We start from the raw sequence: 15,944 nt of genomic DNA on the forward strand, positions 1-15,944 counted from the left end.
AATGAATAACCGAGTTAAAGAAATTATAAAAAATATAATTTATATTGTAACTGCTAATGGAATAGGAATGATAATATCTGCATTAATTACTCTTATTGTTCCTAAATTTTTGGGAGTTAAAGAATATGGCTACTGGCAGCTGTATACGCTTTATATATCATATGTTGGATTCTTTGCTTTCGGATGGTGTGATGGAATTTATTTAAGATTTGGGGGATATAAATACGAGGAGCTTGAGAAGAAAACTTTTGTTTCTCAATTTTGGTTATTAACTATATTCCAAGTATTTTTATCCTTGCTGTTATTCATAGCAGCTATGTTTTTAATTAAAGATTCTAACAAACAGTATGTAGCATATATGACTATATTATGTGGATTTGTAACAATAGTAAAATCTTTTGTCTTACTAATTTTACAAGCAACAAATCGTATCAGAGAATTTGCTAAGTATACACGATTAAATCAATATATATATATTGTAATAACTATGGCGGCACTATTTTTGGGCATTCGTAGTTTTGAAATTTTACTAATAATTGATATTATAAGTAAATTTATAGTATTAATTTTATGCTTTAAACGCTGCAAAGAAGTAATATGGGGAACATTTGCTCCGCTAGCATGTACTATGGCTGAAGTTAAAAGGAATATTAATGCTGGAATAAAATTAATGCTTGCTAATATAGCTAGTTCATTAATAATCGGAATTGTTAGAATTGGAATCGAACGTAAATGGGATATCTCTGTATTTGGAAAGCTATCATTGACCTTGAGTATTTCAAATTTGCTGGTGTCGTTTATTAATGCAATAGGAGTTGTTATGTATCCAATTCTTAGAAGGATGCCTAGAGATAAACTTCCAAGTATGTATACTGCATTACGTACATTGCTAATGAGCGTACTTTTGCTTGTGTTAGCGTCATATTATCCTTTAAAAGTTATTATGTCAATGTGGCTGCCTAATTATGCTGATAGCTTGATTTATATGGCTATATTGTTTCCTATGTGCATTTATGAAAGTCATATGGCTTTATTAATAAATACTTATTTGAAAACCTTAAGAAAAGAGGCAGCTATGTTATATATTAACGTATTATCAGTAGTTGCTAGTTTAATATTAACAAGTGCTATTGTACTTTTCTTTAATAATTTGAATTTATTGGTGTTTTTGATTGTAGCTCTTATTGCATTTAGATGTATAATTGCTGAATTATATATTAGCAAGATGATGGGGATAAGTGTAGGAAAAGATATGGTAATAGAATCTATTATGTCAATAGCATTTATTACTTTAGCTTGGTTTTCTAGTTGTGTAATTGGATTTATAATCTATATAATTTTCTATGTAATATATATATTGATAAAGAAGAAGGATATTATTGGGAAACTATCAACACTAAAAACCACTATATGGAGTGAACAAAAAGAAGTTAGTAGCCTAATATAAATAAAAGGAGTAGAAATTCATGAAAGGAATTATTTTAGCAGGTGGTTCGGGCACTCGTCTATACCCAGTAACCAAAGCAATGTCAAAACAAATGTTGCCAATATATGATAAACCAATGATTTATTATCCTATGTCGGTTTTAATACTTGCAGGAATAAGAGAGATATTAATTATATCAACGCCAAGAGATATAAACAATTTTAAAGAATTATTTAAAGATGGACGAGAATTAGGACTAAGTATTAAATATGCAGTGCAAGAGAAGCCAAATGGTCTTGCAGAAGCATTTATAATAGGGGAAGAATTTATTAATAATGATAAGGTTGCAATGGTTCTTGGAGATAATATTTTCTATGGTCAGAGTTTTTCAGAGCATTTGAAAAAAGCTGCGAGCTTAGAATGTGGAGCTTATATATTTGGCTATTATGTTAAAAATCCAAAGTCCTTTGGTGTTGTTGAGTTTGATGATACTGGTAAAGTAATTTCTTTAGAAGAAAAGCCAGATAAACCAAAGTCAAAATATGCTGTACCTGGGCTTTATTTTTACGATAATTCAGTAGTTAAAAAGGCTAAGAAACTAAAGCCATCCCAAAGAGGAGAACTTGAAATAACTGATTTAAACAGATGTTATATGAAGGAAGGCACCTTAAAGGTAAAATTACTTGGGAGAGGAATGGCTTGGCTTGATACAGGAACTCATACCTCTATGCTTCAAGCAGCAAACTTTGTTGAAGCAGTCCAAAGTACTCAGGGGACTTATATAGCTTGCCTTGAAGAAATAGCTTATAGACAAGGCTGGATAACTTCAGAACAAGTAATCGAACTCACTAAACCATTAATAAAAACAGGATATGGTAAATACCTAATGGATATAGTTGAAGAAAAGAAATTATGAAGTGATTTTTTGTCTACTTGATAATTGAAGATTATTAATTGGAGAATAGAAAGTTAAATGCATTATATTCAATATCAAAAAAATTACTTGGTTAATTATGCACATAATTAAGATATCATCATATATTATCATTGTAATGCATTAGAAGGGAGAGCAATGATGCCAACAAAAAGCAAGTTGATTTCCAGGTTAATTATATATTCTTTGATTATCTTAATTATGCCTATTGTAGCGATTCAGGCTGATTTTATAAAAAATATAGTATTATGGTTGTTTAAGAATAAAACAAATGCACATGAATATTTGCAATTTAGTGGAGCATTCTTAGGAGTAATAGGAGCTGTTGGAGGAACTGCCCTTTTAATTGATAAAGAAAAAAATTATAAAATAGGCACAAGATAAAGTAGTAGTTCTAAATTGTAAAATTTTTATATTATTTTAGAGTAGTTACTGCAATTATAAAAATAGGAAAGTATCTAAATGTAGATTCAAAGGAGTTGTATTTAGATGCTTAATTAAATTAAAATCATAAAATCGTAAAGATACAAATATATTTTAATGTTATTGATTTTATATAGGCTAACATGCCAATATATATTTTATCAATTAATTTATGGAGGAAATTAATGCAGGAATTAAATATGAAAACAGGAGAGTTTGTAAATCAAAATCAGAAAAAATTTTATGAATTCACAAAAAGATTAATAGATATAATTTCATCGATATGCGGACTTATAATATTATTTCCCATATTAATTATAGTTGCAATTGCAATAAAAATAGAATCCAAAGGACCAGTTATTTTTTCTCAAGAGAGGATTGGAGTAAATGGGAGAAAGTTTAAAATGTACAAATTCCGATCAATGATAGTAGATGCAGAGAAATATAAAGAAAAACTATTGAAGCAAAATGAAATGAATGGTCCAATGTTTAAAATTAAAAATGACCCAAGGGTAACTAGGATAGGTAAATTTATAAGACGTACAAGCATAGATGAATTGCCTCAACTATTAAACATATTAAAAGGTGATATGAGTTTAGTTGGGCCAAGACCATCCTTACCAAAAGAAGTTGAAAAGTTTTCACCATGGATGTTAGAAAGACTAAAAGTTAAGCCAGGGTTAACTTGTTATTGGCAAATATCAGGAAGGAATGATATTCAATTTGAAGATTGGATGAAACTTGATATAAAATATGTGAAAGAAAGAGGAACATTATTAGATATTAAGCTAGTAATAAGAACATTTTTTGTGTTGTTTGGTGATGAACATGCTAGCTAGACTTGAAATTTATTTATTAATAACGCATTGGCAAGAAGCAAAATAATAGTTCTGTAAGGTAGATTTAATTAATAAATACTATATCAATTTAGTTTACAACAAAAAATAAAAGAGCTTTTTAAAAAGAAATAATCATAATCAAACTTTAGATGGAGCTGTTTCACTAAATATTAGTGTACAGCTCATTTTTGTGGATGAGCTTAAAGAATATAATTTAATGCATGTCTTAATACTCTTCTAAAATATTAAATATGTAAATATATTTAATATATAACAAATAAAGCTGGAGGCATATTTAATGAATGATATCACAGAAATAGAATTAAGACTTCAAGATATACTTGAAATATTAAAAAGAAAATGGAAATTAGTTATTGCAGTGGCATCAATTACTACTATAATCACTGCATTGGTAAATTTCTTTTTGATTACGCCAATTTTTCAGGTGAATTCTAAAGTTTTTATAGGCAAAGAAGAAAATATTAGCTCAAAATACGATAATAGTGATGTCCAAATGTATCAAAAATTATTGAAAACATATTCTGAGTTAATGAAAACTAAGGATTTGATTGAAGATTCAATTAATAAAAACAATTTAAACATATCAGCTGATGAAGTTATTGATAATTTAAAAGTCACTCCTATGACTGATACTCAGATTTTACAAGTTAGTTATGAAAATAAGGATAAAGTATTAGCAAGAGAAGTATTAGTTTCCATAATAGATGAATTTATGTTAGAAAGTAAAACAATTATACAAAATGGAAATGTTAAGGTTATAGAAAGTGCGGAATTACCAGAAAAACCAATAAGTCCACAAAAAGCCTTGAATGTAGCAATAGCATTTATTATTGGGTTCATGGTTGGAGCTTCATTAGCATTGATCAAAGAATATGTTGATGATACCGTAAAAACAAAAGAACAAACTGAAAATGTAATGGGACTTCCAGTAATAGGTATGATACCTTGTGAAGAAAACAATTAAAAGGAGAATTAGGAAATGTTAATAGTTGAAGCTAAACCAAATTCAATTGAAGCAGAAGCTTATAGGACTTTAAGAACTAATATTCAATATTCTTCGATTGATAAAGAAATTAAGAGCATAGTAGTTACAAGTGTAAATCCAAATGAAGGAAAATCAACGATAGTTGGGAATCTTGGATTGTCATTTTCACAGAATGAGAAGAAAGTAATTGTTATTGACTGTGATTTGAAAAAACCTTCTATGCATACGAAATTTGGAGTGTCAAATTTAATTGGACTTTCAGATGTATTAATAGGAAATAAAACGTTAGAAAATGCAATCCAAAAATATAACTCTAATTTTCATATTTTAACTAGTGGGAAAATACCTCCAAATTCAGCTGAGATGATTAATTCAGTAGCAATGAATAATTTGCTAGAAGGTATCAAAATGAAATATGATGTTATGATAATAGATAGTCCGCCTTTAGGGGCTTTCACAGATGGTCAAATTTTAGCAGCTAAAGCAGATGGGGTGATACTTGTAGTAGAAGAGGGAAAAACAAAAATTGAAGCAGTTAAAGAAGGGAAAAATCTTTTGGATAAAGTTGGAGCTAGTATTATTGGAATAGTTATAAATAAAATGAGTAGTGACAAAAAGAAAGATTATTATTACTATGAGACAAATGAAACTAAAAACATAACAAAATCTGAAACTTGGCAGAAAAAAATTTAAATATAAGTATTAAAAGTGGCTGATGTAAAATTGTGAATACCAATTTGCACCAGCCTTTTGCTTTTTAAGGAAAATATTTCAAGTATCAATTTTAAAGTGATTTTATTTAAGATTAGAAACTTCTTTTATTATGGCATCGTTTATTGATACAGCATATAAATTATAGCCATTATCATTTGGAAAATCATTTGTAGATAGTGTGGCCATTTCTACCTTAGAAGTTTTAAATTGATCCAACATATCAATGCATTTCAAATTATAATCAGAATTCAAGTTTTCTATTTCATGTCTATAATCACTACTTTCAGGTAACGTGCTAGGAATTATGGTAAGTATTGTGCAAGCTGGATTTTTGCTTTTCAAAGCTTCTATTAGGTCAGAATAATTTTTTTGAAAAGTTGATAATGGGATTTTATTAGTAGAGTCATTTTTTCCAAAGCAAATTATTATTAAATCAAAGTTTTCTAAGTTTGGATTTGAAGTTACTATTTTTTCACCTTCGAGGATTGTATCTCCTGATTGTGCTAAGGACTCTAGATATACTTTGTTTTTAAAAGAAGCTTCAATATAAGATACTAATAAATTACTCCAACCAGGATGAGCATCTGATTTTCCTTTGCTAAGGGCTAAATCATCTCCCAGAAGAAGAATGTTAATATTTTGTCTGTTTTTTAACTTTTTATATAGGATTAAATTATTTTTAACCTCAAAGGATGTTTTATTGTTTAGCCAATTATCGTAATCACTTTTATCGTGTGCATTCATAATATTGCTTTTTGAAATACCTAAAATTAAAGAAATTAATAACACTATCAGAAGTAAAAATGCCAAGCATATAGAAAGTACTTTTTTTTTCAAATTTATATCACCTCCTAGAAAAATATATGTTTTTAATAGTCATAAATATAACAATATTTTAATAAAAATAAAGTGATAACAGAAAATGTTAAGAAGTAAGTGTTGAGTAATACGTCAGAGTCATAATAATTACAAAGGAGCGTAGAAGAGTGGGAGAAAGTTCAAGTATAAAAGAAATATTAAGCGTATTAAAAAAGAGGTGGGAAATTATCATTATAACTGCTCTTACTGTTACAATAATGGCAGTAATTTTAAGCTTTTATATAATTTCTCCTACATATGAGGCAAATACTAAAATATTTATGAGACAAGAAAATAAAAGTAATAATGATAATAATGACGAATCTCAAATAAATAAAAATTTGATAAAAACATATTCAGAATTAATACAAACTAATGATTTTATAGATAAAATCATTAGAGAAAATAATTTTGATATAAATTCGGAAGATATACTTAAGGAGTTATCAGTTATTCCTAATGTAGAAACTCAAATATTAGAAGTAAAGCTTAGGGGAAGGGATAAATATTTTACCGAAAAAATTTTAGAGAGTATATGTACTGAATTTGTTAAAGAATCTAAAAAAATAAATCCGTATAGTAATGCAAAAATTATTGAAAGTGTGAAATTGCCAAAGTGGAAGAAAAGTCCTAATGAAGCAACAAATATTGGAATAGGATCTGTATTAGGCGTTATGTTAGGAATATTATTTGTTATTTTGCTTGAAAACTTTAATACAAGAATAAGTAATAAAGGACAGTTAGAAAAAGCAATTTCTGTACCTGTAATTGGCTGTATACCAGCACAAAAAAATAATGGGAGAGGAAGTAGGTACAGAGTTTTGACTTTTGAAAATAATCCTAATTCGGTACAAGCAGAAGCTTATAGACAACTTAGAAATAATATAAGTTATTCCTTTGATAAAGAAGCATTTAGTATAATTTCGATAATAAGTCCTGATAGTAATACTGGAAAATCTACTGTGGCAAGTAATATTGCATTAGCTTTTTCTGAAGTTAGCAAAAATGTGATAATAGTTGATTGTAATTTAAGAAATCCAACTTTGCATAAAATATTTAATATATCAAATATGCAAGGGCTTTCAGATGTATTTGTAGGAAGAGAGAAGGTGGAAAATGTTATAAGAGAATATTGTAATAACATATCTGTTTTACCCTGGGGAAAGGTTCTAATTAATTCATCTGAAATATTAGAATCTAATAAAATAGATGAAGTTTTAGAACATTTAAAAAGCAATTATGACCTGGTTATTATAGATACTGCAGCAATTCAAAACTTTACAGATACTCATCTTTTATCAAGTAAAGTAGATGGAAATATTTTTGTAGTTAAAGAAGATAAAACAAGGATTGAAGAAGTGATAGACTCTAAGAAAATACTTGATAAGGTTGGTGCTAAAGTAATAGGTACAGTACTTAATTAATGAGGATACTTAATATGAAGATAGTAGAAAATTATATTTACAACACACTATATCAAATTTTAATTTTAATGACTCCTTTTATAACCTTGCCTTATGTAACCAGAATATTTAGCCCATTGGATTTAGGAATAAATTCTTACACTGTTTCAATAGTAAATTACTTTATGTTTTTTGGAACATTAGGAATAGCATTATATGGGAATAGGGAAATTGCTTATGTTAGAGATGATGAAACAAAGTTAAGAGAAACTTTTTGGGCATTGCTTTTAATTCAACTTTTAGGAAGTTTTACTACATTAATTATTTATTATTTTATTGTATTGATTTATGTTAGTGAAAATGAAATTATATATATTATTCAAGGAGTAAACATATTATCAATTATGATAGATATATCATGGCTGTTTATGGGACTTGAAGAGTTTAAGAAAATTTCATTGAGAAACACTATAGTTAAGGTAATTGGAGTAATTAGTATATTTTTATTAGTAAAGAGCTCTAAGGATTTATTAATATATATATCACTGAATGTTTTTATTAATGTTTCAGTATCTTTGATAATGTGGTTTAGTATTCCTCAAAGGATTAGAAAAATAAAGATTAGCATACTGACAATAAAGAGAAACCTAAAGCATCTTGTTATACTTTTCATTCCTCAAATATTTATTCAAGTATATGCTTCATTGGATAGAGTACTGGTTGGATTATTATCAACTATGGATCAAGTTAGTTTTTATGACTATTCTCAAAAGATAATTCGTATAATTTTAGCTTTAATAACTTCATTGGGAGTTGTATTTATTTCGCGTATTTCTAATATGAGCGGTAATGGAAAAATTGATGATATAAAACTTGTAATAGAAAAGGAATTTGAAATTATAGCCTATGTAGCTAGTCCTATAGCTTTTGGTTTAATGGCAACTTCAAATAATTTGATTCCATTGATATTTGGAGAAAACTATTCATATGTTGCTAAGTTAACGTCATTCAGTTCAGTAATAGTAATTGCTGTAAGTTTGGCAAATGTTATCGGGATTCAGTATTTAGTAGGAACAAAGCAGGAAAACAAGTATTCTGTTGCAATAGTTGTTTCAGCAATTGTGGATTTTGCCATTAATATTATTCTAATAGGGAAATTAGATGCAGCTGGAGCAGTAGTAGCAGTAGTGGTAGCAGAATTTGTTGGCATAATAATTCAATTAGTATTGGTAAGAAAACAGCTTCCAATTGTTAAGATGCTGAGAAAAGTAATTAAATACTTTTTAGGTTCTATAACTATGTTCGTTATAATCATTCCAATAGGTATATTAATTAGTAATAAAATAATATCTATTTTAATTCAAATACTTATAGGGAGTATAGTTTATATTTCTATAATGTTTTTAAGTAAAGATGAAACTCAAAAGCAAATTTTAGAAGGAGTAATAAAAATTTTTAAATGAAAAATATAGTGGTTTATATACTTATATTTATCGCATTGCTAGAAGTTAAATTTTTTTATGTAGTTTCTTTACCATCGATATTAAATACATTTAATACCTATAATAATAAGATGTTAATTTTACTATTTGTAATAATTGGTGTGATTTTTGCATTTCTACATGAATTAAAATTCAAAATTAAAAAAAGAGTCTTTAATATAGAGGTAATTTCATTTTTCATTATATATATAATTCAAGTTTTCATTAGCTGTGTTAAATATGATCAAGACTTTACTGAAGTATTTAAAGCAAGTTACTTTTTTCTTATACCTTTATTATATTATGTTCTTGGGTATTTTTTAGAAAGTGAGATAAAATACAAAAAACTTATTAAGATTATTGTTTTATTTTCTAGTGTATTATCATTTTTGTTTATTGTTCAAGCTATTATTTATGAAAATTTTGGGATTATCTTTTTAAGATTGGAGGAACTTTCAGGAAACAGATTCCTTATGAGGAATGATAGAATCAGGCTTATACAGCCTGCATTAATAATCAGTTTTTCTATTATTTTGTCCTGGGCTGAATTATTAAAGTTAGAAAAAAGGAATAATAAAATATTACATTTTTATAATATTATTTTGGGATTAATTTACTTGATTTTAGTTTGCCAAACTAGAATGCTTACTTTAAGTATTTTAGTCTCAATGACAACAATACTCTTAGTTAAAAGAAAAGGGAATCTTAAACAAATAGCCTTAATCATATTACTAACAATATTGATGCTGGTTATCTATAATCTAGATTTCACTAAAAGCTTCATTAAAGAATTTAACTTGGACAGTTCAACAGGAAGTGTGTATGCAAGGCAGGAAGGGTTAGATTATTATTTAAAGAAAATTGAGGATAATCCAATTAGCCCTGTTGGACTATTAAATGAAGGTGATGGAATAGAAGTTCATAATTTGGAAAGATCCTATATATTGCATGGAAAGCAAGGATATTTATTTGTTTCTGATGTAGGAATAGTTGGATTAACCGCAACTTTAGGGATTGCAGGAAGCATATGGTTTGGTTTTTTTATAGTCAAATTACTAAGAATTCTTCTTTATATAAGAAAAAATAATAAACTAGAGGATTTCCTTGAGTTAGTTGGAATTGCTGCATTCATTTTAGTAAATATATTTACTTTGATTATAACTGATATGGAAAGAATAATGAGTTTGCCAGTGGCTTTAGCTATTTTTGAATATTCATATATTAGCTGTAACGGAAAATTTACAAAGTTGAATAATTTTAGTTAGGAGTAAGTTAATGAAAAGCATATTATATATATCCTTAGCAGATTGGTATTGGATAAAGCAAAGACCACAACACCTATGTGAAGCTATGAGTAAATTAAATTATGAAGTAGATTATTTTTGTAAGCAGGCGTGGAGTAGAGTTGGAAGGTGTCAGCAGCAATCTTATGGTGCAGCTAATGTTAATGTGCTTAGACAAACAAGATTTCCCTTTGAATCAAAATCTAGAATGATTGAAAAGATTAACAATATAATTATAAAAAGAAGAATTAAAAGTATATTAAAAAAGAAATACTCATTTGTTATAGTGACATATCCTAACCAAATAAAATGTTTAACTGAAAATATAATTAAAGAAAATAGAATAATATATGATTGTATGGATAATTATAAGGAACTGTTTAAGAATAATAAGTATTCAGAAGATTTAGGAGTAATGGAAGAAAAGGTACTTAGTATAGCTGAAAAAGTAGTTGTATCTAGTGAACAAATTAAGAAAAATTTAATTTATGAATATAAAGCAGAAGCTAAAAAGATTAAAGTGATTAATAATGGAGTTGATATTAATAATTTTAATTTGTTTGTTAATAGAACAAATATTGTTTTTAATAATAACAAACAAAAGGTTGGTTATATAGGAACGGTTGGTAATTGGGTTGATATAGAGTTAATAAAGTTTGCTGGCTCTAATAGACCTGAGGTAAATTTTTATATTATTGGACCTATACTTAAGGAGTGCCCAATATATGAGGAGACTAGAAAATTTAAAAATATCCATTTAACAGGTACAAAGGATTATAGAGAAATTCCGGCTATATTAAAAGAATTAGATGTAGCTATAATCCCTTTTAAATTAAACAAGCTAATAGAATGTGTTAACCCAGTTAAAGTTTATGAATATCTAGCAATGAACAAACCAGTTGTAGCAGTTAAGTATAAAGAGACAGAGCACTTTAAGGATTTAATTTATTTATATTCCAGCAAGGAAGAGTTTTTAGAAAAATTGAATAAAGCCTTATCAGAAAAAACTATAGATACGTCGAGACGAGAATATGCCTTGAAGAATTCTTGGGAAATACGTGGAAAAGAATTTATAGAATTTATTAATGAGTAATTGAGTAATGATGGGATAGATTTAATGGAAAAAACAGTATATATCATCGTATTAAATTACAATAATTATAAGGATACTATTGAATGTATCAAGAGTTTAGAAGCTCTGAATTACCATAATTATAAAATTGTAATTATTGATAATAAATCCACTGATAATTCAAACATTATTTTAAAAGAAAAGTATTCTAGTAAATATAAGTATATTGAAAATAGCAGTAATTTAGGATATGGAGCTGGGAATAATATAGGTATTAATTATGCTTTAAATAATAATGCAGATTATATATGTATATTAAATAATGACACAATTGTTAAAGCTGATTTTTTGATAAAATTAGTTAATTATATGGAATATAACTTGAAATGTGGAATAGTTGGACCAGTTTTATTAGAGCATTCTAATCCTAAAAAAGTTCAATCTTCAGGAGCAGTTATTAATTTATTGCAAGGTGATATGTCGTGTATAAATTATAATAAAGATATTGGAGAATTAGAAGAAGAAATAATTAAATGTGATTATGTTGGAGGGGCTTGTATTGTAATTAGGAGAAAAGTAATAGAAGAAATTGGATTAATACCTGAAGAATATTTTTTGTTTTATGAAGAAACTGAATGGTGTTATAAAGCTAAAAAATTTGGATATGACATAATATGCTTTACTCCAGCACAAATTTTTCATAAAGGTTCAGTCACTATAAATACAATAAATGAATTAAGTGAATATCTTCTAAATAGAAATAAAATATTATTTGAAAAGCGAAATGCTTCTTTTATCATATTGATATTATTTTATATATATCTAATCATGGAAACTTTATTTAATATAATAACAAAAAAGCAAGGGGGAAAAATCATAAAATATTATTTTCATGGACTATTTAATCTTATTGATGATAAATATCCCTTTATATATATCCCTTCAAAAAAGAAATCTAAAAAGTGAAGAGAGATCAAAGCTATGAATAAGGATTTTACTGTTGAACATACGAATTATTGCAAAGGAATTGCTATAATATTAATGGTTATACATCACTTATATTGGAATTCGCCGGGCTATGGAATATATATTGGACAAGTTACGTTATCACAAAGAATAGCAGCAATAGGAAAAGTTTGTGTAAGTATATTTTTATTACTTAGTGGGTTTGGATTAGCTAAAACCTTAAAGGGTAAATTGGAGATAAAGCATTTTTATTTTGAAAGATTATTAAAATTATATTTGAATTATACATTTATAGTAATTACATCAATTATAATATCTTTAGTGTTTTTTAGAGAAGAATATTCAAATTTAGTTGGTAGTGGTTTAAAAGAAGTAATATTAATTATTTTAAACTTATCCGGGTTACAATATTTTATTGGCTATCAAGGACTTAACGGTGCTTGGTGGTTTATGTCAGTAATACTGGTATTTTACTTATTATTTCCGTTTATCAAAATACTTATAGAGAAATATAAAACTAAATTTGTTGTGTTATTTTTTATTATTTCTTGCCTTGATATAGTTCAATTTCAACATATTAAAATAGTTACAATTATTTCTTGGGGCTTTCCTTTTGTTTTAGGAATATATATTGCAATGAATAATATATTTATAAAAATATATGAATATATTATTAGTAAAAGGAAAGGTGCAAAAAAACTTATATTAATATTCATATTAATTATTTCGTTAATTGTAAAGCAAAATATGGATCCTCAAAGTTTTATAGGAATAAAATTTGATTACTTTTTGGCCTTTATTATTGTTTTGAGTATATATATTTTTTATCAAAACATAGTTATTGGTAAAAAAATAATATGTTTTTTAGGTAAAAAATCTAGTGACATATACTATCTTCATATGTTTATTTCATACTACTATTTATATGATTTAATTTATAGCATGAATAATATATTTTTTATGATAATTAGTGTAATTGCTTTTAGCTTAATTTGGAGTTTAGTACTAGAAATTATAAGGAAAATTATTAGATGGGATGAAGTTATTTTGTATTGTTGTAGGTATGTTAAAAAAGTAAAAGGGGAGACTTGGGAATGAGAGAAGTGTTTATCTTGGGATCAAAGGGGATTCCAGCAAGATATGGTGGCTTTGAAACTTTTGTAGAAAAACTTACTGAATATAGGGAAAATGAATTTATACATTATAATGTAGCTTGTATAAATGACAATTATCTATTACCTCTACATAATGGTGCAAAATGTTTCAAAATTAAGGTTCCCAATATAGGAGCTGCAAAAGCAATATATTATGATATAAAGGCACTAGATAATTTTATTAACTATATAAAAAATAACAATATAAAAGAACCAATAATATATATATTGGCATGTAGAATCGGTCCTTTTATTGGATTTTATAAATGGAGAATTAGAAAATTAGGTATAAAGCTCTTTGTAAACCCTGATGGGCAAGAGTGGAAAAGAAAGAAATGGGGATATTTTACGAGAAAGTATTGGAAATTATCTGAAAAGCTTATGGTTAAACAGGCAGATTTGTTAATATGTGATTCAAAAAATATTGAGAATTATATAAAAGCTGAGTATAAAAAAAACAATCCTAAAACAATGTACATTGCATATGGAGCTAAAGTTAATTTTGAAAAAAAATGTATTGATAAGGATTTAAATGGTTGGTATGAAAAAATGCAGATAAAAAGTAATGAATATTATTTAGTAGTAGGAAGATTTGTACCTGAAAATAACTATAATATTATAATATCAGAGTTTATGAAATCTTGTACCAATAAAAGCCTTGTTATGATAAGCGATATAAAATACAACACATTTTATAAAAAGTTATGCAGAAATACAAATTTTGAAAGAGATACAAGGGTTAAATTTGTTGGAACTTTATACAATGATAAATTATTGAGAAAAATTAGAATTAATGCATATGGATATTTACATGGGCATGAAGTTGGCGGGACTAATCCTTCACTATTAGAAGCTTTAGCCACAACAAAATTAAACATATTATTGGATGTAAGCTTTAATAAAGAAGTAGCAAAGGATGCAGGGATATATTTTAATAAAGAGCCAGGGAATTTAGTTAGTATTATAAATAATTTAGAAAATGTTGATAAAGCATATTTAGAAAATATGTCAATTAAGGCAAAAAGAATTATTGAGGAGAATTATACCTGGAAGCAGATTGTAGAAAAATATGAAACACTATTTTTAGAATATTCGTTAGAGACAAATAGTTATGATGTTGTTGAAAATAATTTGAGATTTAGAAATATAGAACTAAAAAATACGCATTTCTAAAAGAATATAAGGAGTAGGTGTAATGAATCCTAAAATAATAGCATTCTATCTACCACAATTTCATTGTATAGAGGAGAATAATAAGTGGTGGGGAAATGGATTTACAGAATGGACAAATACTAAAAAAGCTAAACCACTATACAAAGGCCATAATCAACCCAAAGAACCATTGAATAATAGATATTATTGCTTATTAGATAAAAAGATGCAAGAATGGCAATGTAATTTAGCTGAGAAATATGGGATTTATGGCTTTTGCTATTATCATTATTGGTTTTCAGGGAAAAAGCTATTACAAAAACCTATGGAGAATATGTTGAACAACAAGAATATTGAATTCCCCTTTTGTATATCATGGGCTAATGAACCGTGGACGAGAAATTGGGATGGTAGAGATAAAGAAATATTAATGTCACAAGAATATGGAGAAGAAGAAGAGTGGGAAAAACATCTTCAATATCTATTGCCATTTTTTAAGGATGTAAGGTATATTAAAAAAGATAATAAACCTATTTTTATATTATATAGGGCTTGTCATATTAAAAAATGTTATGAGATGGTAGAATATTGGGAAAAAAGACTTACTCAATACGGTTTTAATGGTATTTATATAATCGAAACTTTAACAGGACATCAAAAAGCTTTTTGTTTAAATAATTCTAGTGCTCAGTTAGAAATGGAACCAATGCACACCATAAGATATCATTTACCATTGTGGAAACAAGGAATAAGATTTATTATAAAGAAACTTAACAAAAATGGTATCAGTGTATATGATAAAATTTCATATTCATTGATATGGAATAGAATAATTAATAAAAATAGATCATATAAAAAGACAACCTATTTAGGGGGATTTGTGGATTGGGATAATAGTCCAAGATGGGGAAGAAGAGCAATGATTGTAACAGGAGCCAATCCAGCTAAATTTAGAAAATATTTTAGTATTCAGTATAATCTCAGTAAGCAGGTTAATAATGAGTATCTTTTTATTAATGCCTGGAATGAGTGGGGAGAAGGGACTTTTTTAGAACCAGATAAAAAGTATAAATATAAATATTTAGAAGCTATTAGGAAAGTTATAGGATGAAAACAGTAGTGGAATTTTAAATTATACTAATGTGAGGGACTGGAGTAAACAAAAACAATGTAAGAAAGTTGGGAGAGAAAATGGCAAAATTTATATTAATATATTGTTTAATAGTACTTGTT

At 26.9% G+C, this 15,944-nt stretch carries 15 protein-coding genes; 14 read left to right on the top strand and 1 reads right to left on the bottom strand.

Annotated features, from left to right (window positions below; all coding sequences use genetic code 11):
* Position 1: 1 nt before the first annotated feature.
* The 6 genes from L3B98_RS05990 to L3B98_RS06015 all read left to right on the top strand — a co-directional run bounded on the left by L3B98_RS05990 (position 2) and on the right by L3B98_RS06015 (position 5,321).
* Positions 2–1,447 carry an oligosaccharide flippase family protein gene (locus L3B98_RS05990; protein ID WP_238915960.1) on the top strand — a complete coding sequence of 482 codons (1,446 nt, stop codon included), beginning with the start codon at positions 2–4 and terminating at the stop codon, positions 1,445–1,447.
* Positions 1,448–1,466: 19 nt separating this feature from the next.
* Positions 1,467–2,342, top strand: coding sequence for a glucose-1-phosphate thymidylyltransferase RfbA (gene rfbA, locus L3B98_RS05995; protein ID WP_238915961.1), 876 nt, complete (start codon positions 1,467–1,469; stop codon positions 2,340–2,342).
* Positions 2,343–2,498: 156 nt separating this feature from the next.
* The gene (locus L3B98_RS06000; RefSeq protein ID WP_238915962.1) at positions 2,499–2,744 is read left to right on the top strand and encodes a hypothetical protein; all 246 of its coding nucleotides are present in this window, start codon (positions 2,499–2,501) and stop codon (positions 2,742–2,744) included.
* A 224-nt stretch (positions 2,745–2,968) separates the two neighbouring features.
* Positions 2,969–3,622 carry a sugar transferase gene (locus L3B98_RS06005; RefSeq protein ID WP_015392669.1) on the top strand — a complete coding sequence of 218 codons (654 nt, stop codon included), beginning with the start codon at positions 2,969–2,971 and terminating at the stop codon, positions 3,620–3,622.
* A 298-nt stretch (positions 3,623–3,920) separates the two neighbouring features.
* Positions 3,921–4,607 (top strand): GNVR domain-containing protein, encoded by a 687-nt coding sequence (locus L3B98_RS06010; RefSeq protein WP_077362741.1) that lies wholly within the window; start codon positions 3,921–3,923, stop codon positions 4,605–4,607.
* A 15-nt stretch (positions 4,608–4,622) separates the two neighbouring features.
* Positions 4,623–5,321 carry a CpsD/CapB family tyrosine-protein kinase gene (locus L3B98_RS06015; protein WP_015392671.1) on the top strand — a complete coding sequence of 233 codons (699 nt, stop codon included), beginning with the start codon at positions 4,623–4,625 and terminating at the stop codon, positions 5,319–5,321.
* Positions 5,322–5,423: 102 nt separating this feature from the next.
* Here the strand turns inward: L3B98_RS06015 and L3B98_RS06020 are convergent, their stop codons facing one another.
* Positions 5,424–6,179: an SGNH/GDSL hydrolase family protein gene (locus L3B98_RS06020; protein WP_015392672.1), complete on the bottom strand. Its 756-nt coding sequence runs from the start codon at positions 6,177–6,179 to the stop codon at positions 5,424–5,426.
* A gap of 149 nt (positions 6,180–6,328) precedes the next feature.
* Here L3B98_RS06020 and L3B98_RS29080 point away from each other — a divergent pair, with 149 nt between their 5' ends.
* From L3B98_RS29080 to L3B98_RS06060, 8 genes are read left to right on the top strand one after another with little or no spacing between them, the layout of a single operon-like run.
* Positions 6,329–7,624, top strand: coding sequence for a polysaccharide biosynthesis tyrosine autokinase (locus tag L3B98_RS29080; RefSeq protein WP_238915963.1), 1,296 nt, complete (start codon positions 6,329–6,331; stop codon positions 7,622–7,624).
* A gap of 14 nt (positions 7,625–7,638) precedes the next feature.
* Positions 7,639–9,066, top strand: a complete 1,428-nt coding sequence (locus L3B98_RS06030; protein ID WP_238915964.1) for an oligosaccharide flippase family protein — start codon at positions 7,639–7,641, stop codon at positions 9,064–9,066.
* Positions 9,063–10,349, top strand: coding sequence for an O-antigen ligase (locus tag L3B98_RS06035; RefSeq protein WP_238915965.1), 1,287 nt, complete (start codon positions 9,063–9,065; stop codon positions 10,347–10,349). The genes L3B98_RS06030 and L3B98_RS06035 overlap by 4 nt, the downstream gene beginning before the upstream one ends.
* Before the next feature lie 10 nt (positions 10,350–10,359).
* Positions 10,360–11,460 (top strand): glycosyltransferase, encoded by a 1,101-nt coding sequence (locus L3B98_RS06040; protein ID WP_238915966.1) that lies wholly within the window; start codon positions 10,360–10,362, stop codon positions 11,458–11,460.
* Positions 11,461–11,484: 24 nt separating this feature from the next.
* Positions 11,485–12,405: a glycosyltransferase family 2 protein gene (locus L3B98_RS06045; protein ID WP_238915967.1), complete on the top strand. Its 921-nt coding sequence runs from the start codon at positions 11,485–11,487 to the stop codon at positions 12,403–12,405.
* Positions 12,406–12,420: 15 nt separating this feature from the next.
* The gene (locus tag L3B98_RS06050; protein ID WP_238915968.1) at positions 12,421–13,503 is read left to right on the top strand and encodes an acyltransferase; all 1,083 of its coding nucleotides are present in this window, start codon (positions 12,421–12,423) and stop codon (positions 13,501–13,503) included.
* Positions 13,500–14,732, top strand: coding sequence for a DUF1972 domain-containing protein (locus L3B98_RS06055; RefSeq protein WP_238915969.1), 1,233 nt, complete (start codon positions 13,500–13,502; stop codon positions 14,730–14,732). Before L3B98_RS06050 ends, L3B98_RS06055 begins: the two co-directional genes overlap by 4 nt.
* Before the next feature lie 22 nt (positions 14,733–14,754).
* Positions 14,755–15,822: a glycoside hydrolase family 99-like domain-containing protein gene (locus L3B98_RS06060; protein WP_015392680.1), complete on the top strand. Its 1,068-nt coding sequence runs from the start codon at positions 14,755–14,757 to the stop codon at positions 15,820–15,822.
* Positions 15,823–15,944: the final 122 nt, after the last annotated feature.

It is taken from the genome of Clostridium sp. YIM B02555 (genome assembly GCF_022320955.1).
In the GTDB taxonomy this organism is placed as follows: Bacteria; Bacillota; Clostridia; order Clostridiales; family Clostridiaceae; genus Clostridium; species Clostridium saccharoperbutylacetonicum.